This is a genomic window from Paenibacillus sp. 1A_MP2, from assembly GCF_052244825.1.
Lineage (GTDB): Bacteria > Bacillota > Bacilli > Paenibacillales > Paenibacillaceae > Paenibacillus > Paenibacillus vandeheii.
Window position 1 is genome coordinate 4,512,815 of sequence record NZ_JBQQCS010000001.1, and the last position, 18,809, is coordinate 4,531,623.

Genomic DNA, 18,809 nt, shown 5'->3' on the forward strand with positions numbered 1-18,809 from the left:
TGCCTCCTATCGTCGTTAGAACGTGTTACCTAGAGAAACTAAACCTGTTCTTCCCACAATCGTGTTACCTGAACCAACCTACTTTCACGATCAAACTCCAGCTTGTAGATGTCCGGCATCGTTGTATTTACCCAGAAGTCATAACCATAGGACGGATCATAATAATTGAAAATCAACGTCATGATATCCCCATGGGTGCCAATCACTATTTTTTGCCCTGGATGCCTATTCAGAATTCGTTGTATTACAGTGATTGCCCGTGACACGGCGACTTCACCGGATTCTCCACCTGCATAAGCAAACGCAGGATCATCGTAGAGTCTTTGTTTGGCTTTCCGAAAATGTTCATGCTTCACTTCAGGACCTGACAGCTCACGCTCACGTAAATCCTCTTCGGTAACCACAATGCCGCCTGACACTTCGGCCAATCCTTGAATCGTATCCACGGCCCGTCTATACGGGCTGGAATAAAACAACTGGATCTGCTCCCGATGGAGCAAACCCGCGACGGTGGCCGCGTCCCCTTTGCCTTGTTCCGTCAGACCACGCTCGCGTTCCTGCCCTTCCATATATTCAGACTCCGCGTGTCTTACAAAATATAAAGCCGTGTTGGCTTCATTCGTCATCTGTCCGCCATTCCTTTCTTCTTTTCAATGACGATCAGGCAGGTGCTGTCTGGCAAAGGTGCAGGTTGACCGTTTTCCTCCATAAAGATAATTCGTTCTCCAAGCGCCTCCGTATATCCTTCCTGAAGAAAGTGCCGGAACGTAATGATCTCTGCTTGATCACCCAGCGCTTTGCGAATGCAATCCTTATATGCCGACGGGGTAAATATGCCGAATTGCTCCTGAATCTCATGAACATATGCTTCTTCACCCCAAGTATACGTGTACAAAAATTCCATCGCATCGTTGATATCCAATACCGCCTCATTCCCGGAGATCCGCTCGAATTCAATGCTGCGTCCCTGGAAATCCTGTGCGTACCGCTCCAGCCACCGCATCCCATCCGCTTCAAGGAAACGAACCCGGCGCTTCTGTGCTTCGGGTTCGGTCATAATGCCATCCCGGATCAGAATTCGGCCCCCTGGGGACAACACGTCAAACGAACTTCTCAGTGCAGCCGCGACGGTATCGCTGTTAAACCTCCGGCCATCACGTTCAATATACGAATACAGTTCATGCAGAATGGATGAAAAAATAACCGTATCCACCGTGCCTGGCTGCACGTATTGATCCAGTTGAAGAGCATCCCCCTTCAATACTTGCCAGCGATGTGCCTCACGCTGTTTTTTACGCTCCAGTGCCTCAATGACATTCGCTGAAATATCAATGCCAATTGGCTCCATCTCAGGTCGTTCCTGCTCAATCAGATCGAGCAAGATTCCACCGCCGGGACCGATATCGAGCACACGTTTGCCAACCATATAATCCAGCAGCACTTTCTTGTAATCTCCTGAGCTGTTCATATCCGCCAAATACGTCTCTTCATTATGGAACCGATCATACGCATCCCGTCGCAATCCGAACAGGTCAAATAACAGCAGCACAGCCTTCTCATATAATGGAGACTTTTCTGCCTCAATACAGAACGCTATGAGCTTCTCCGCCGCCGGGGAAAATTCAAATGTTACAAATACCGTATCCCGCAAATTCGGATGCCGTTTAATTCGATGTGTCAAGTGAGGGTAAGTGATCGTCTCACCTGCTTCAATCTGCGCCCACGAATACTGCTCCAAATACTTTTCGATCATTCGTTTCTTGTAAATATTCAGTTTCTTGACACCCTTGTAGTCGTAATACATCGTGTTCATTAATGGTTCAAAGCTGATATGCCTTACAACATCCAATGGTTGCTCCCGCGAAGTCGAATTTCTGTCTGATTCTTTCGTTGTTCTGCCAGTGCTGTTCGTCATCGAATCATCTACAGATAGCACCACAGCTTCACTGCTCAGCGTCAAAAGGAAGATCTTAACCATCTCCTGCAACGAAAAATCGTGCATCGCTGACTCCACATACCATAAGGTCCGATGAGCCAGAGGAGCGAGAAGTTTCTCTATCTCAATCTGGGCTTGAAGTTTGGCATATGCTTCATCCATCGCTTCTCCTTGACGTATAGACGAGCTCCGCAAGCGTGACAGCCGCTCCTTCACATTCCAGTCAGTATGATCCGCAGCTGTCATGATCCAGCCCACGATACGCTGCACTTCAGACTGAACCTGATTCCACAGCGCCAGGTCAACGCCTGCAATAACGCATTCATTCAGCGCCATCAGGATGGCCTGCAATTCATCAGAGGTAAGCCACCCTTGCGTTATGAACGAATGCAGCGGAGCATTTTCAGCAAACGGGATTTCTCCTCTTATGTACTGACCAATAAGCCCGTGTGTGGCAATAAGGGTACGAATGATCTTATCCCGTGGTGTGGGTGAACTATGTGCTGATTGTGCAATTTGTGTACTATCACTTGGAAGATCATTTAAAAAATCACTCGGGAATTCCGATCGTGATGCATCTTTCTCCTCACAATTACCTTGCTTGCCTTGCAAAGCTCCAACACTTCCATACATGTCGTACAACTGGGCTGAACCCACATTGTGCACGAACAGGTTAACCCCCTGTTTCTGCCAACTTCTGCGCTGTTTCAGTGATCCCGCCTTTGCCGTTTCCGACCAGACCAGCACATCCTCCAAAATTTCTCGAATCCAAAAAGAAACCTCAAGCTGATCCAGCACCTGAAGTGTGCGTTCTACATAATCCAGTACCGGGTTCGTACCTTCCAGCTCTGCTATGGAATGAATACGTTCCAGGTTAATATTTGGCTGTTCCGCCGCTGCCAGCAGCTGCAGCCACTGGGGTTGCTTCGCCTCCGGTAGCTGGCTTGACTTGTAAGATTGTATGGACTTTAATGAGTGCAGCATGGATCTCTTCACCTCGTTATCCTTGTTTATTAAACTAAATATGTCATTTCAGCAGACGAATACGATCCTGCACAAGCTTGATTAACTGATCCGCTTCCACTGCAGGTAACCTCTCGTCCAGACGTGCAGCCGCGACAGGCAGAATCCAAGCATCCAACTCCTGGCGGGATATCCCGGAAATCTGGATATAATGTTGAATATAATGATCCAGCATTACATTGCGAGCCAATTCAAATTTCCTATGAACAGCCGGGTCCATATCCTCCGGCAACGTGCCGCTCATTAATATTACCCAGCTGCGTGCCACATCACCCGCCGGATCACCCGACATGCCTGTCATCCAGTCTATAACCCAATATTGATCTCTCATTTCATTCAACATAACATTGTCGGGATGAAAGTCGCCATGACAAATTTGCTGTCGCTCTGGAAGAGACGACAGATAAGCAATTACCTGCGTCTTATCCTCTTCCGATAATAGAGAGGTATTTCGAATGGCTCCAGTAAGAATCTGCTTTTGTGTGGGGAGTGCTCCTGCATCATCCTGCTCGACGTGTAGGCTATGATGACAGATTGCCATTTGACGAGATAGTTCTTCGATCAACACGGGCTCCTGAAACATGAGGGATAACATCGTGTTGCCTTCAATCCGTTCAAATATAATCCCTTTGCGCGATCCATCATCCATAAACAACCTTGCCTGTGGCACAGGTAAGCCCTTTTGGAATACTGCCTCGGTAATTCGAAACTCATTCTGGACAGCTTCGGCTGGAAAATCGGCATGGTATAACTTCATAATCTGATTTGATGCGTACTCATAGATCTCAGCCGTTCTTCCTTGCCCAATCCGTCTCACTTTTCATTCCCCCTAAAATGGTACACTTCCTGCATCCATTTCAAATTTTTGTGTACCCATGTGCTTCTGGACAGTAACCAGAAAATGTGCACACAAAAAATGGCCCGGAAGAACAGCCCATTCGCTTATTCCTCAACAAGCCATCCTTTCTTTACAAACCATTTTCCAAATCATTTTGATCTCATTTCAAACTATTCTATTCAAACTCATTGCCTCTTACCTTCGCAAACACCATCATATCCACCAGCTCACCTGTACTGTCACGCCGCATCTTGCGTAATATACCTTCAAGGGTATAGCCTGCACGCTCAGCCACTTTGGCACTTCGGACATTCCGTGCATCACAGCGGATTTCTAGTCGGTTGGCCTCCAGATAATTTATTGCGAACTGCTCGATGCCTCTGACTGCTTCCGTCATCAAACCCTCACCGGTACGCGAAGTTCTGATCCAATAACCGATCTCGAAACAGCGTGCATTCCAGTCTATTCGATGCAATCCGCTGCTGCCCACGAATTCATCCGTAAATTTGTCACGTAAATGAAGCATCATGTCGGTCCGCTCCAGAAATTGCAGCCTGGCTTTGCGGGCATTCGCTTCCGATTCCTCCAGTGAAGGTATGTTCTCGGCAAAAGGCAGCCACAAACGCAATTGTTCCGCACTTTCACGAATTGCCTCATTCACTGCGGCTCCATCTCCCCACCTCGGGGCACGGATGGTCAGACGCGGTGTATCAAAACTTTCAGGAAAAGACAGCATTAACGGATTAAATGAATCCGAATTGGTCATGAACCCTACTCCTCTACCTGGAATATCGAATCAATGATCAGCGGCAAGTTATCCCTCACGGATACAGCACCAAATACGGAACGGGCATGTACGCCCTGTTCTCCGAATACATCCAGCATCAGATCCGAGCAACCGTTTAGCACCTTATGGTGCTCCTGAAACGAGGCGGTCGCATTGATGAATCCTTGCACTTTGACCACCCGCTTCACCCGATCCAGCGAACCGAGCACTTCCTGAACGACAGCCAATACCTCAATGGCAGCATTTCGGGCAAAATCATATCCTTGCTCCGTTGTAAAATCCTCCCCGAGTTTACCGCGTTCTTGCGTATCCGGCCCTTTACCGGCAACATACAAGATTCCGTTTACAATTACGGCATTGGCATACTTCGCTGATGGCGCGCTTGCCTGAGGTAGTACAATGCCCAATTCTTCCAATCTGGTCTGTATCATCGGCGTCTCCTTTATGTATAAAAATGTCCTTGCAATCTATCCATTTATTTCTAATTTAGATAAATCTCAATATACGCCGCTTCCTCTTGAACTGCAATATAAAAAGGGAAACATAATAAAGGACCTGATCCAATGTCTCCTAGCCAAGATTTCTCAGTTTTTTTTATATGCTTGGCTTCTGATTCCCAGTTATCTAATACCAACTTCTTGTATTTACCTATAGGCTTAGCGTGTCCTTTTATGTTATTATATAGGACTCCATTCTCAAAATGGAAATGGCCCAAATACATAAAAAGGACACCTTATGAGTACAAAAACACGGCATATTATTCTGATTTTATTCACCATCATACTAATTGTTGCATCCATCTTTTTTCATAAGTATCGTGAACTCAAACATCGCATCGAGTCCTCTGCTGACTCAGCATACCGCAGTGTTATACTGGAAAGTATTCATTATAAAAAAGAGCTTGACCGATATATCAAAAGCAACAAGACAACAGATAAAACAAAACTGACTCTTTATACGAACAATATTAAAAACGCTTTCGATCACTATGGGCTCATTACGATTATGGTCGATGGAACGACACAAAGGTTATATACGGAGAGAAGTGATTTTTACTATCAGTACTGGCACTTGTTTCCCCGGACTATGCGGAACTTACATTAGAAGAACTTCAAAAGGTAAGTGACAAAACAAACATCATTATTAAGGAACTCCAACGATTGAAATAAACATGATACGACTTGTTCCAGATCTACATCTATACTTATTTCTATCTCGTAGTTCACCCTATTTCACTGCTCCCATCGAACCTGCTTCTCTGTACTCCTGCCGATATGTTCTGGGTGATACCTGAACCGTCCGCTTGAACATCTTTCCGAAATGTGAAAAATTGCTGAATCCCGCTTGCAGAGCGATCTCCGTTATGGAATCCTCGCTTTCACGCAGCAAACGCTGCGCTTCCTTCACCCTAAGCAGATTAAGATAATCACTGAACGTGAAACCAGTGGTCTGTTTGAACAGACGGCTGAGATAATGCGGGCTGATTCGGAACATTGCTGCAACCTCAGGCAGCGCTAAAGATTGATGATAGTTTTCGTTAAGATGGCGGACCACTGCCTGAGCCTTGGGATGCAGAACCGGCTCACTGTCGGCCGAATGCACGGTGCCCAGATGTTTGTTCCGATAAGCGAACAGCAGCAATTCAATGGATCGGTGACGCAGCAGCAGGCTGCTTCCAGCTCTCGTATGAACCATCTCATCAATCATTTCGCTGACCATTCGATCTGCTGCCTCACATATCTGTGAAGGAAGTCTGAGAATGGGAGTATCCCAGCCGAATGGCTCCTTTAGCCCCTCAGCTAACTCTGGAGAGATAGCCAATTCTGTGAACAGCTCTGGCTTGATATACAGAACAATTCGATCATGGTCTGGCCTTCCACTCTCCATCGTTTTATGAACGGTATTCCGGTTGATAAATACGAAGTCACCAGCCTTGACCTGGTAGGTACGGTCCTTGATGAAGTAAATGCGCTCACCGGATAACAGATAGTACAGCTCATAATGGTCATGCAGGTGGTCATCCGTCATGGAGAAATATCCAATGCGACGATCATATTCGATATTCAAATAACCGGTGGGATCATTGTATTCCGCTCGAAATGTCTGTGCCATGCAGCTGCCCCCTTTGCTTGAATTATAGCAAAATAAGCGGCATTTGAAAGCGATTACGCACAAAAAGCGGCGAAAGAAGTGCTCCCTTGTTATAGTCTAGAGCTATATTCAAGGAGGCGATAAAGACATGAGTCACAAAAAACGCTACGTATTGGTCGGAACAGGCGGCCGTGCTGAATTTTTCTATGGAGCATTAGCCCAAAATTTCAGGGAAACATCCGAGCTTGCTGCTTTTTGCGATATTAACCAGACCCGCATGAATTACGCCAATCAGCTGCTGAGGGAAAAATATAAATACAATGAGGTGCCTACTTATCCTGCGAATCAGTTCGACCAGATGATTGAGAACGAGAAGCCGGACTTCGTAATTGTTACCAGCATCGATCGCACCCATCACAAATATATCATTCGCGCGATGGAGCTTGGCTGTGATGTCGTAACCGAGAAGCCGATGACCATCGATGAGTACAAATGTCAGGATATTCTTGATGCCGCCAAGCGGACCGGACAAAATATACGCGTCACCTTTAACTACCGTTACGCACCACACCACACCAAAATACGGGAACTAATTCAGAATGACACGATTGGGAAAGTGACTTCGGTCCATTTCGAATGGCTGCTGAATACACGCCATGGTGCCGATTACTTCCGCCGCTGGCACCGGGACAAGCGTAATAGTGGCGGACTGCTTGTACACAAATCCACCCATCACTTCGACTTGGTCAATTTCTGGATCGGTTCGCAGCCTGAGACCGTTTTCGCTTTCGGGGATCTCATGTACTATGGTAGAGAGAACGCCGAGGAGCGAGGCGTGACCCAGTTTTACACTCGCGCAACAGGCAACCCACTTGCACAAGAGGACCCTTTTGCCCTGCACCTGGATTCGGATGCACATCTCAAAGCCATGTATCTGGATGCCGAGCCGGAAGATGGCTACCAGCGGGATCAAAGCGTATTCGGAGATGGCATCAACATCGAGGATACGATGGGCGTGCTCGTTCAGTATCAGAACAGAGCTATTTTGACCTATTCGCTTGTTGCATACCAGCCGTGGGAAGGCTATCGCATCGCCATTAACGGTACCAAAGGCCGGATTGAGATGAACATTGTGGAACAATCCTACGTTAATTCGCTGGGTGACAAAAATCTCGAAGGTGCATTGATTGGGAAAACACTGCGAGTACTTCCCATGTTCGATGCCCCGTACGAGGTTCAAGTGGAGGAAAAAGAAGGCGGTCATGGCGGAGGCGATCCGGTTCTTCTGAATGATCTGTTCGGAGAACCTGCGGAAGATCCATACCACCGTGCTGCCAATCAATTGGATGGAGCAAGATCTATCCTCACCGGAATTGCAGCCAATCGCGCCATCGCAACTGGCTTGCCTGTTCGCATCAACAATCTGGTTCGTTTCTAGGAACACAAGGCCACTCCAACCACATTCCCATCCAAGGCTGCGTATATTACGCAGTCTTTTTCACATTTCACGTCGCCATGAAGTCTATTTACGTAAGGAGGACCCTATGTTTTTCTCATTAAAAAGTCTGTGACAGAAGCCAACCGCAATCTGCTTCAGGAAGAAGCGGGACCTGTTGAAGAGATCGTATATAATTACACCAGCTTTGTATCTGAAGCTACGAAAACGGAGCCTTTCGACGTAAGCTATAATCCTCCGGGATTTGCTGAGTTCTCCAAGCTGGCCCAGACAACCAATCAGGAAATCGGCTTTGGCCGAAAAAGTGTGGAGCAAGCTGTAACTGACTTCTATAATGGCACCGTGCGAATCTTTGAATCCAATCAATAAATAACCGCTAGAAGGAGGTCGACATGACAGAAGCCGTGCTGAACAAGCTGCGCCAGATCTCGATCCACAATGGTGTGAAGCCAGATAAACCGGAAGATCAAAAGTTAATACAGGAATGGCAGGCGTTGGGTGTTCGATTCGCGGCATCCGGCGGACGACTAGAAGCGACTTATTATTCCGCCCTGGAGAAGTTACTCACTTGTATTGTGCCCCTGAATGGAAGTGAGCCCCTTCTTCAGGAAGGTGGCATCTATCTGGGCTGCTGGCTGGAGAGTACCGGCACCATTAACGCGGAGCTGCTGTCACGTCTAATTCCTTCTGTATCGGAAGCGACCTATCTCACTTTTGCCCAACACCAGAGAGAAGATGGATTGCTGCCATATAAGCTCACGGAGAACGGTCCTTCCTTTCGCCAGATTCAGCTCGTTACACCATTGGCACGAAGTGTATGGAACCACTACCAGCTTCATGGAAAGGACCGCTCGTTCCTGAAGACCATGTACAAGGCCATGGTACGTTATGACGAATGGATTGCAACGTATCGCAATACCCGAGGGACCGGCTGTGTGGAGGCATTTAGCACCTTTGATACCGGGCATGATCTGTCCCCCGCTTCTGGCATGTTCCGGATACGCCTTATAAGAATGATGCCGCGTCTTACCATCCGGATTCTCCGGTTCTGCCTTTTTGGCACCAGACTTAACCGCCAATATTTATTGCCAGCGCATGTACTTATCCCGTATGGCCGTGGAGCTCGGGGAGTCTGGTGCAGAGTGGAAAGCAAAAGCTGAAGCCAGTCTGGAAAGTCTCTTCCGTTACTGTTATGACGAAGAAGACATGTTCTTCTACGACCGGGATCGCAATGACGAATTCGTCAGAGTACAGTCTGATGTGCTGCTGCGTGTGATGGCCTGCGAGGTGGGCGACCGGGAAATGTTTGATCACATGCTGCGCAGGTATTTGCTGAATACAAGCAAGTTTTTTGCCAAGTACCCGTTTACGTCCATGTCGATGGATGATCCAAGGTTTGATCCCTTCTCTTCTTATAATAGCTGGGGCGGAGCGTCCAACTTCCTGAGCCTGATTCGTGCACCGCATGCATTTGAATATCATCATCGGTATGTGGAATTGTCATGGGTGATGCAACCTATCCTGTCGTCCCTTTCCAAAGCAAAGCGTTTTGCGCAGGCATTAAGCCCTTGGACCGGGGAGGAAGGTTTTACCGAAACCTACTCCCCCTCCATGCTTTGCCTGCTTGATTATGTGGAACGGTTATGCGGCATCATGCCGGTTGGATCGGACCAACTGTGGTTTACCGGTCTTCTCCCCATCGACATGGATCATGGCGAAGAAGTCGCTGGCCACACGGCGTATAGCCGCACGGTGAATGGGCTGCATTTTGAATTGGTGAACACGCCAGAACGGGTAAAGGTATATCAGGATGGTAACGTTCTCATAGAGGGGCCAGCGGGAATCCGGTTGATTACGGACCGCAGTGGACATTTGGAAGGTATCATCGGAATGAGCGTGCGCACCATTGAGGGTGAACTGGTTTATGGAGGTACGTCCATTCCAGTTCGAATCAAAGGAAATGAAATGCAGCGATATACAGACGGAAGCTTGAAATCAGAACGAGATATCGGCATCATTTATCCTTCCTATCGATAGGGAGTTAAAAAAGTGTCTTCTCTACAGGAACATTAAAAAGACCATTCCCAATGAATAGGCACAACACCAAAAGCGCAAGTGACAGGGGACCTCCCCTGTACTTGCGCTTTGGTGATTTGCTATCGAGATGAGTCTCTCCACAACGGATGAATAACCGATGCTGGTTCCGTAGACTCCCTTTAATTTTAATATCAAACGAACCTTTCGTTTACGCTTTCCGCTCCCACGCAGGGTGACGATAGAATTCAATCGTATCAATATAGTTCACCGTGTACTTCTGTTCGACTTCCGACAGCTCCAGCAGCTTTCGGTCGATTTGTTTCAAACCCATGACCACGTCATGCCGAAGAAGATCCATTGCGATTTTGCCCACAAATCCGCCTTCCATCTCCTTGTGTTTATTCCGAAATTCTTCATTATAGATCAGTTCCGGCGTAAACGATGCTTCAACAAAGGCGTTGACGAGCGTAAGCTCATCCCCCTCCATCTGTATCGCGATATAATAGTTGCCACGTTCATCCCGAATGAGGTCTTTATACATTTCCACGATCATCTGAAACACTCCCTATATCTTAAGTTGTACTATTGTTATGAGTAAAGAACATGGGCGCCATTTTGCTCACCTCTTGCCCTCGTCCATTCATATAGTAGGTATAAATGGCGAACGGAGGATTGCTTATGAATTGGCACCAACTTCATACAGGAAAAACACTACAGCAGCGCCTGGCCGAGTTACAGGGACATCTGGCAGAATTGAATGCTCCATTGTCCGGTCTGGAACCTGGAATAATCAGCAAAGTTTTTCCGCGCAGTTTTATCAAAGTCAATCGGCAGTTATTTGTTCCACTTAGTTTGTTTTCCATTCGTGTATTTGATATTCCACGAGCACGACGTGGCGTACGGGTAGGCATTCGCACGGTATTCCCATCGAGAAATGCATTTAAAAATATCCGACTTGTTGGTGTTGGATTGGATTACATTGAGCTACAGGGAAAAGGTAAATTCTCCTCACGTATTCTCTTTCCTTTAACTCAGATTGAATCGATCTATCGTCCAACGAATAAAAAGAAGAAATACGGAGTCCAGAAATAGCTAAATCATGTCTCTGCCTGCAACAGCTCGATTAGAGAAATAATCCATACCGGGGTTAACCTCGTGTCATAATATGCATGTTTCTCTTTCTTAGTATAACTCATACATGCATGGGTCTGCTTGGATATTGTGCCATAGCAAAAAGCGGTGAGCACAGAACCCTTCTGTGTCTCACCGCGCAGATGCCTACTTATTAAAGGGATCAAGATGTATCACATCAGATACCTGTCCACACATCCTTGGCATAACGTCCTTCCTGCTGCAAACGTTCTAACCAAGCATCGGCTTGCTCCGTGGAGTTGCCGCTGACATCAGCGTACGCTTTCTTGAGGGTTGCTTCAACATCAGGTGCCATCTTGCTGCCATCGCCGCAAACATACAGATGTCCCCCTGTTCGAGCAGAGGAATCAGCTTGTGGGCATCATCTCGCATCAGATGCTGCACGTAACACTTCTCTTCCCCGTCCACACGGGAAAACGCGGTATGAAGCTGAACAAGACCCTCTTGCTCGGCTGTTTCGAGTTCATTTTTATACAGATAATCATGTTCCGGGTTGCGACATCCAAAATACAGATGGGCTTCGCCAACCTGCTGACCTTGTTCCTTCATTACACGTCTTGCCTGCAGGAAACCACGGAATGGAGCCACACCTGTTCCCGGACCGACCATAATAATCGGAGCCTCTGCCTTCTCTGGCAGTTCGAACCCGGACTCAGGCGTCCGTATGAACATAACGACCTCTTCACCCGGCTTCAGGTTCGCCAGATAGTTGGATGCTATGCCTTTATATTCGCCCTGACCACTCCAAGCCGGTGCACGCACTACACTGACGGTGATGCTGGCCTGCTCAGGCTGCACTCGCGGTGAACTGGAGATTGAGTAATATCGTGCTTTCAAAGAAGGTAGCAGCTCCAAAAACCGCTCGAAAGGCAGCTCACATGCCTCGTATTTGACCAGATAATCCAGCATGGATATGCGTTTCTTACGCACTTCTTCCATGTATACAGATTCATCAAGAAGTTCTTCGAGCTCCTTCTTATGCGGTGGGCACACCGTATACGCAGCCAGTTCCCTCAGTTGGGCCCGAGTTGCCGCTTCCTGAAGCTCCACACTGTGACTGAGCAGATCAACCAAATTAACCGGTTGGTGTAATGGCAAATGAGCAGCGCTGCGACCGGAGGCATCCAAAACGAGATGTTCCGTACCCGTGAATCCATATCGTTTCAGTACACGTTCTACGAGCTCAGGCGGGTTTTGTGGCAAAATGCCCAAGTGATCGCCTTCCTTATATGTTGCGCCTTCAGGCAGTTTAATCTCCAGATGTCGTGTGCTTCGTTCGCTGCCTGCATCGTGAAGTTCCCGATTCTCAAGCACTTCGGCAACATGTGCATCATACGTATCTGCGAGCGGTGTTACCGCCAGTCCGCTGACAAACTGTACAGACAAGGAGCTGCGTTCGCTACCAGAACTTGTATTTAACTTGAGACCCAGAGTTCGTGCCAGATCCGGCCATAATTGCTCGGTCCAGTCTCCAACCTGTTTCTCAAAGTCCCCGCTGGCATCACTTTCTCCGATCGGTGATAACCGTTCTGCCCCTTTGGAAGATAGCTGTTCATCAATCAAACGTGGAATGCGCTGGTACGTACTGGCCCAGTTGTGGTCCCCACATCCAAGAACAGAGAACCGCACGCCTTTGAATTCCCCTGCATCCGCATGTTCAATCCATTCGACGAAATCCTTGGCATTGCTTGGCGGTTGACCATTGTAGGAAGCACTCACAATGATGACTGCGCCTTCCTTGGGCAGTTTGCCTACTCGATCATCCAGGGTAGCCACCTCACTGCGGAAGCCCTGATATCTGGCGGTATCTGCGATTTCACGCGCAATGCCTTCCGCCGTCCCGAGATTGGATCCATACAGGACTAGCATCGGGGTGTGATGGGCATTGGCTGTATCCGGTTCTTGTCTTTTGGCAACCGGAGTCGGCTCCTCCATGGCAACACCCGGAACAGCCATAACCGGCTGATTTCCGCGTGCACGAACACGGATCGTGAAGTTATCAGGTTTGAGCGTCAACGTTTCTTTCACTTTCAACTTATAGTCCGCATGATCGATGAGTTCAAAATGCTTCAGAACCATGCCCAGCACAAGTGTGGCTTCCTGAAGGGCGAACTGCTGACCAATGCAGGCACGCTGACCATTCCCAAACGGTTTGTAGGCATCATGTGGCACCTTGCTCGGATCTTCGAACCGTTCCGGACGGAATGCTTCCACATCGTCACCCCACGCATCGCGGTCCCGGTGAAGCTTGGGAATGAGCACACTGACACTGTCCCCTTTTTGCAAAGGATATTTCCCGTCCAGAACAAGGTCTTTCTTGGCATATAAGGAGAATGCAGGAGCTGTAGGCCACAACCGCAAAGCTTCGTTCAAAACCATGCGAACATACTTCAGATTGCGAACCTGATTGTATGTCGGAACCGGATCTTTCAGAATCTGGTCTGCTTCAGCCTGAGCCTTGGCGAGTGTATCCGGATTTTTCATTAAATAATAGATGGCAAAGGACAACAAGCCACTCGTCGTCTCGTGTCCAGCAATCAGGAAGGTGATAATCTGGTATCGAATATTTTCATCGTCCAGCGTTTCCCCGGTTTCCGGGTCCTTGCCACTGAGCATATGGGACAACAGATCGTCTGCCCCTTCCTGAGGCTGCTGCTTGCGCTCCGCAATAATATGATCCACCAGAGAGAACATCGAACGGATATCCTGCTCAAACTGTTTCTTTTTGGTGATCATCAGCTTGTCTTGCAGACGCAAACGCTGCAACGAACTCATCGATTCGTCCAGTGCTCGAACCATGCTCGTAATGAACGGATGTGGTTCTTCCCGGTAAAAGCTGTTAAACCGATAATTGAATCCACACAGTCCAATCGTATCCAAGGTGAGACGAGTCATATCATCCGGTACGTTAACCGTCTCATCCGGGTTCAATCTGGACCACTTCTGCACGAGCTGTACAGCGAGATCAATCATTTTGTTATGATATCCCTGCATCGCACGTTGGCTAAAGCTTGGCAGCAGCACATTATGAGCTTTTTTCCAATTCGGTTCTTGAGTCCAACTCGTAAACAGGCCATCTCCGGCAAATGCACGAACCTTCTCCAGCGGTGCCCATACACGTTTATCGAATTTGGACTCGTCACTTACCTCGGCTACCAGGTTGTGACCTGAGATATACAGTTCGCTTCGTGTCGGATACTCCATTCGAAAAATGGGTCCGTACTCTTCAGCGAGTTTCACCAGGGATTGTACAGGCTCATCGGTATTTATCTGCGGTAAGTTTCCTAAAGGCCCAAACGTTTTGGGTTGGGGAACTGAAATTTGCGCCATGATACTCACTCCTCTTCCAAGTAATACGTTCTACAAAAAAATAATACCTTCGTTCAACTACGACTTCAGAAGAATAGACATGACTTCATTTTCTGCACATTTTCATATTTCATCCAGATAACTTAAAAATCATAGACGGAACCAACTGACTAAAACGGTATATTGGTCATTTTAGAATAAAAAAAATGGGTTCCTTCGTTATCTTTCTTTTACCCTAACATTTCCAGTCTCAATCTTCAACAGTCTCAAAGTCGTAGGACCAATGGGTTACCATCCGGGCTGTAGGCATACTAGACATAGAAAAAACTGCCCGCCGCAGACAAAAAGCTGCGTTCGAACAGTCCTTCGTAATGCAAATTTTCCGAAATGTAGTTACCCCATAAGAAGACCATATACAATGCCAGGTCCATGTACCCCAATGGTCAGATCATTTTCAATGTCGGAAGAACGACTTGGACCTGAAATAAAATGAATGCCTGCCGGAAGATTCTCTCTTCCCGCTTCATCGAAGCCATTAAGCGTCTCACCAAGTCTGGTGTAGAGCCGTTCGATAGGAATAATAATCATGAGTACAGTGGGCAATAAACTAACGGAACGCCCCTTCTCCGGCGAAGAAAGCACTGTGACAGAACCCGTATATGCTGTAGCATAATCCGCCATCACTACACCGATGTCTGCCTCAGCTGCCCTCGCCTTCCAGTTTTCGTCTGCCTGGCTGTTCCACACTGAAATCTGCACATCCGGGAGCTGCTTTTCCAATCCAAGTTCCGTTAGCGCCTGTTCATTCTGACGTATGATATATTTCGCACTCAATTCATGAGATTTAGTAGCGATGAAGTCCGCGGCTTCGCCAATATCTCTTACCCGCGCAATATGAGCACCTACACTCACAAAATTATCGGTGAATGCCTGTATGCGCTTATCTATATCCCACTCCAGGTCCGTCCAGAACCCGGGTGCACCGCGAAAAGGTTGGGTCGGAGCATGTCTCTGGCGTGGTCTTCTCAATTTGGATGCAATATCATTCATAAAGTGCTCCTGCTTCGCACGAGACTTCTTTTCCATTTGCTCCAGCCATTCCTGATGTTCAGTGTTCATGTTGACCACCACCTCCCTCGCGTTCACGAAGAATCTGCTCCATTCGGCTTCGCACGGAGGAATCCATCTCTTGCTGCTCCTGATTCAGCTCCTGATCCAGCTTGTTCCATTGCTGCCGGAAGGAACGCTTCGCCAGGCTTGGCGCAACCCGATAGCTGTTCCAGCCCTTAAGAGGCCCAAGTTTGAGTGAAATTCCGTTATTGCGTACAACGGCTTTCTGGCCAATCTGTCCGAGACGAATAGCCGCGCCGAAGCGTTTTGAATTGCTTACAACCGCTGCAAACCCTTTCATGCCAGCACTTTCAAGCTTGTTGCCATGGCCCTCTTCTACCTTGCGTCTGCGTAAATATACGAGCATATCATGCAGCGGGATTTTGACCGGACAGGCTTCGTAACAGGCTCCGCACAGACTGGAAGCACCCGCGATGTCGTTCCATTCGTCGATATTGCCATTCAGTGCAGGTGTAAGTACTGCTCCGATCGGTCCACTGTACGTTCCACCGTAAGCATGCCCGCCGATATGACGATACACCGGACAAGCGTTCAGGCAGGCCCCGCAGCGAATACAGTTCAACAGCTCCTGGAATTCCGGATCACCCAACTGAAGTGAGCGTCCATTATCGACGATAATAATGTGCATTTCGTCCGGCCCGTCCCCGTCTTCTGTTCGGCGAGGGCCGGTTATGCCTGACATATACATTGTCAATTTTTGACCTGTCGCAGAGCGTGGCAGCAGGGTTGCCATTACCTCGAGATCCGTCCAGGATGGAATGATGCGTTCCATGCCCATTAAGGTAATCTGTGTTTTTGGCACGGTGGATACCATGCGGGCATTGCCTTCATTTTCAAATAGGACCATGGAACCCGTCTCCGCAATCGCAAAATTGCAGCCGGTCATGCCAATATCGGCTTCAAGAAACTTCTCGCGCAGCTTTTTGCGTACAAATCCGGCAAGTACGGTGGTGTCCGGTTCCAGAATTTCACCCGCTTCCTTGGACAACAGCTCCGCAATCTGGTAACGGTTCTTGTGAATAGCCGGAATGACGATATGAGATGGGGCTTCACCTGCCAATTGAATGATGTATTCACCCAGATCGGTCTCTATCGCTTCAATGCCTGCGGACTCCAATACATGGTTGAGATGCACTTCCTCAGACACCATGGACTTGGATTTGACCACGGTGGAAGCCTGCTTGTGAGCCGCAATATCCAGTGCAATCGCCGCTGCCTCCACCGAAGTATCGGCAAAATGAATATGAACCCCATTGGCACGTGCATTATTGACGAATTCATTCAGGTAATAATCCAGATGTGCGATCGTATGCAGACGAATCTGACGTCCACGTTCACGCCATTCTTCCCAGTTGCCCTGTTCTTCGGATGCGGACTTCTTGCCATTACGCAATCGCTCTGTCGTAAATTTGACGGCTTTGCGCAGGAAATCATCATTCAACGCCAGTTCTGCACGTTCTTTGACGGTAACATCCATTACACCGGGCTGACTCATCCTGTTTGCACCCCCTCATACAGCAGTTCGGCCAAATGCATTACACGCACCGGTTCATTCCGATACCGCAGATTGCCCGCAATATTCATTAGACAGGCCATATCCAGGCCCACCAACACTTCGGCTTCCGTTTCTTTGATATGATCCACTTTCTCCGTGACCATGGCACCGGAAATATCCGCCATTTTGATAGCAAATGTTCCGCCAAAGCCGCAGCAGTCCTCTCCGAAAGGAAGGGGAACAAATTCCAAACCTTTTACTGCTGAAAGTAATGCCATAGGCTCATCCTTTACGCCTAACAAACGGCTGCCATGACAGGAGGGGTGATATGTAACCTTATGCGGAAAACGGGCACCCAAATCCGTGATCCCAAGCACCTGAACAAGAAACTGAGTAAATTCGTAGGCTTTGGCTTCCAAGCGTTTAGCCTTCTCCAGCCATACAGGTTCATTGGCAAACAGTTCGGGATAATGATGAATCATATACGTACAGGAGCCCGAGGGACAGACGACAAAATCACTGTCATCAAAGGCTTCCAGAATCGTTTTGGCGGCTACCCGTGTCTCATCCCAATACCCGCTGTTGTAGGAAGGCTGACCGCAGCAGGTCTGCACGGACGGGAAATCCAACCGAACGCCATGCGCGGCGAGCAATCTCACCATCGCCTCCCCCACACGGGGATATATGGCATCACTGAGGCAGGTAATGAATAAGGAGACCTTCATGATTACACGCTCCTATAACTGATGAATTGTGGTTATAACGCATATAAGTATCGAATATCGTATTGTTTTAGACCCTTGTGATCTTGATATCATAGCCGTTCAAACGTTCTATCAAATCATCGTCAAGCGACTGATCCGTAATCACTTCATGGACCGCATCTAACCCGGTTACCCGGGCAAATGCACGAACCCCAAACTTGCTCGTATCGGCAAGCAAAATAACCTGGTCGGATATGCCGACCATTTTCTGCTTCAACCGGGCTTGAAGCTCATTGGATTCACTGATCCCGCCGCCCTCCAGGTGCACACCTTTACAAGACAGGAACAATTTATCGACATGGTATGTTTCCAGGGAACGTTCGGCAAGCGGTCCAACAAAAGACAGAGAGCGTTGGGCTAGCTGCCCTCCAGTCGAGATGACTTCAATCTTGTCCCTGCTGCTCAATTCGGTGGCTACTTGTATGGAGTTGGTCAATACGGTTAGTGGCATATCCGGCATATGGGCCGCCATGTATCCTGCTGTCGTGCTGGCATCCAGTAAAATTCGATCACCCGGGCGAATTATGGAGAGGGCCGATTGAGCGATTCTTTTCTTTTCCTCTGCATGAGTTGTTTCCCTTACCCGGTAAGGGATCTCCGGCTGCTCTTCCTTTACGCTGACAGCGCCGCCATGGGAACGACGCAGTCGTCCTGCTTGCTCCAGACGGTCCAGATCACGCCGAATGGTCTCTTCTGTTACCCGGCAGTGCTCACTAAGCTCGGATACACGTATACTCCCTTTCACATTAACCATCTCGACAATCCGGTCATAGCGTTCTGCTGCCAGCAT

Annotated in this window: 15 protein-coding genes and 3 pseudogenes; 5 read left to right on the forward strand and 13 right to left on the reverse strand. The window is 48.2% G+C overall.

Annotated features, from left to right (window positions below; genetic code table 11):
- Positions 1–38 precede the first annotated feature (38 nt).
- The 6 genes from ACTWJ7_RS21935 to ACTWJ7_RS21960 form a co-directional block, all read right to left on the reverse strand.
- Positions 39–626, reverse strand: coding sequence for a histidine phosphatase family protein (locus ACTWJ7_RS21935; protein WP_301879007.1), 588 nt, complete (start codon positions 624–626; stop codon positions 39–41).
- Positions 623–2,920, reverse strand: coding sequence for a class I SAM-dependent methyltransferase (locus ACTWJ7_RS21940; RefSeq protein ID WP_301879008.1), 2,298 nt, complete (start codon positions 2,918–2,920; stop codon positions 623–625). The genes ACTWJ7_RS21935 and ACTWJ7_RS21940 overlap by 4 nt, the downstream gene beginning before the upstream one ends.
- 43 nt (positions 2,921–2,963) lie before the next feature.
- Positions 2,964–3,776: a phosphotransferase family protein gene (locus ACTWJ7_RS21945; protein WP_301879009.1), complete on the reverse strand. Its 813-nt coding sequence runs from the start codon at positions 3,774–3,776 to the stop codon at positions 2,964–2,966.
- Between the two features lie 196 nt (positions 3,777–3,972).
- Entirely contained in the window at positions 3,973–4,563 is a 591-nt protein-coding gene (locus tag ACTWJ7_RS21950) for a GNAT family N-acetyltransferase (RefSeq protein WP_301879010.1), read from the reverse strand.
- Positions 4,564–4,568: 5 nt separating this feature from the next.
- Positions 4,569–5,015: a RidA family protein gene (locus ACTWJ7_RS21955; RefSeq protein ID WP_301879011.1), complete on the reverse strand. Its 447-nt coding sequence runs from the start codon at positions 5,013–5,015 to the stop codon at positions 4,569–4,571.
- Positions 5,016–5,065: 50 nt separating this feature from the next.
- Positions 5,066–5,305, reverse strand: coding sequence for a hypothetical protein (locus ACTWJ7_RS21960; protein ID WP_301879013.1), 240 nt, complete (start codon positions 5,303–5,305; stop codon positions 5,066–5,068).
- A 14-nt stretch (positions 5,306–5,319) separates the two neighbouring features.
- Between ACTWJ7_RS21960 and ACTWJ7_RS21965 the strand changes: the two genes are divergently transcribed.
- A complete protein-coding gene (locus tag ACTWJ7_RS21965; protein WP_443145881.1) occupies positions 5,320–5,688 on the forward strand; it encodes a hypothetical protein in 369 nt (122 codons plus the stop codon).
- 123 nt (positions 5,689–5,811) lie between these two features.
- Here ACTWJ7_RS21965 and ACTWJ7_RS21970 read toward each other — a convergent pair whose 3' ends face one another.
- Entirely contained in the window at positions 5,812–6,696 is an 885-nt protein-coding gene (locus ACTWJ7_RS21970) for an AraC family transcriptional regulator (protein ID WP_301879016.1), read from the reverse strand.
- A gap of 127 nt (positions 6,697–6,823) precedes the next feature.
- Here ACTWJ7_RS21970 and ACTWJ7_RS21975 point away from each other — a divergent pair, with 127 nt between their 5' ends.
- From ACTWJ7_RS21975 to ACTWJ7_RS21985, 3 genes and pseudogenes are all read left to right on the forward strand, one after another.
- Complete coding sequence (locus ACTWJ7_RS21975; protein ID WP_301879018.1) at positions 6,824–8,113, forward strand: Gfo/Idh/MocA family oxidoreductase; 1,290 nt, start codon at positions 6,824–6,826, stop codon at positions 8,111–8,113.
- Positions 8,114–8,242: 129 nt separating this feature from the next.
- A pseudogene (locus ACTWJ7_RS21980) lies at positions 8,243–8,500 on the forward strand (ABC transporter substrate-binding protein); the annotation flags it as partial.
- A gap of 23 nt (positions 8,501–8,523) precedes the next feature.
- Positions 8,524–10,168: pseudogene (locus tag ACTWJ7_RS21985) on the forward strand (MGH1-like glycoside hydrolase domain-containing protein).
- A 208-nt stretch (positions 10,169–10,376) separates the two neighbouring features.
- Here ACTWJ7_RS21985 and ACTWJ7_RS21990 read toward each other — a convergent pair.
- Positions 10,377–10,721 carry a hypothetical protein gene (locus ACTWJ7_RS21990; protein ID WP_079344167.1) on the reverse strand — a complete coding sequence of 115 codons (345 nt, stop codon included), beginning with the start codon at positions 10,719–10,721 and terminating at the stop codon, positions 10,377–10,379.
- Positions 10,722–10,846: 125 nt separating this feature from the next.
- Here ACTWJ7_RS21990 and ACTWJ7_RS21995 point away from each other — a divergent pair, with 125 nt between their 5' ends.
- The gene (locus tag ACTWJ7_RS21995; RefSeq protein ID WP_079344166.1) at positions 10,847–11,260 is read left to right on the forward strand and encodes a hypothetical protein; all 414 of its coding nucleotides are present in this window, start codon (positions 10,847–10,849) and stop codon (positions 11,258–11,260) included.
- A 217-nt stretch (positions 11,261–11,477) separates the two neighbouring features.
- Here the strand turns inward: ACTWJ7_RS21995 and ACTWJ7_RS22000 are convergent.
- From ACTWJ7_RS22000 to ACTWJ7_RS22020, 5 genes and pseudogenes are all read right to left on the reverse strand, one after another.
- A pseudogene (locus ACTWJ7_RS22000) lies at positions 11,478–14,650 on the reverse strand (bifunctional cytochrome P450/NADPH--P450 reductase).
- 372 nt (positions 14,651–15,022) lie between these two features.
- Entirely contained in the window at positions 15,023–15,748 is a 726-nt protein-coding gene (locus tag ACTWJ7_RS22005) for a LutC/YkgG family protein (RefSeq protein ID WP_301879030.1), read from the reverse strand.
- Positions 15,738–17,255, reverse strand: coding sequence for a LutB/LldF family L-lactate oxidation iron-sulfur protein (locus ACTWJ7_RS22010; RefSeq protein ID WP_079344163.1), 1,518 nt, complete (start codon positions 17,253–17,255; stop codon positions 15,738–15,740). The genes ACTWJ7_RS22005 and ACTWJ7_RS22010 overlap by 11 nt, the downstream gene beginning before the upstream one ends.
- Entirely contained in the window at positions 17,252–17,980 is a 729-nt protein-coding gene (locus ACTWJ7_RS22015; protein ID WP_079344162.1) for a (Fe-S)-binding protein, read from the reverse strand. The genes ACTWJ7_RS22010 and ACTWJ7_RS22015 overlap by 4 nt, the downstream gene beginning before the upstream one ends.
- Before the next feature lie 67 nt (positions 17,981–18,047).
- A complete protein-coding gene (locus ACTWJ7_RS22020) occupies positions 18,048–18,809 on the reverse strand; it encodes a DeoR/GlpR family DNA-binding transcription regulator (protein ID WP_079344161.1) in 762 nt (253 codons plus the stop codon).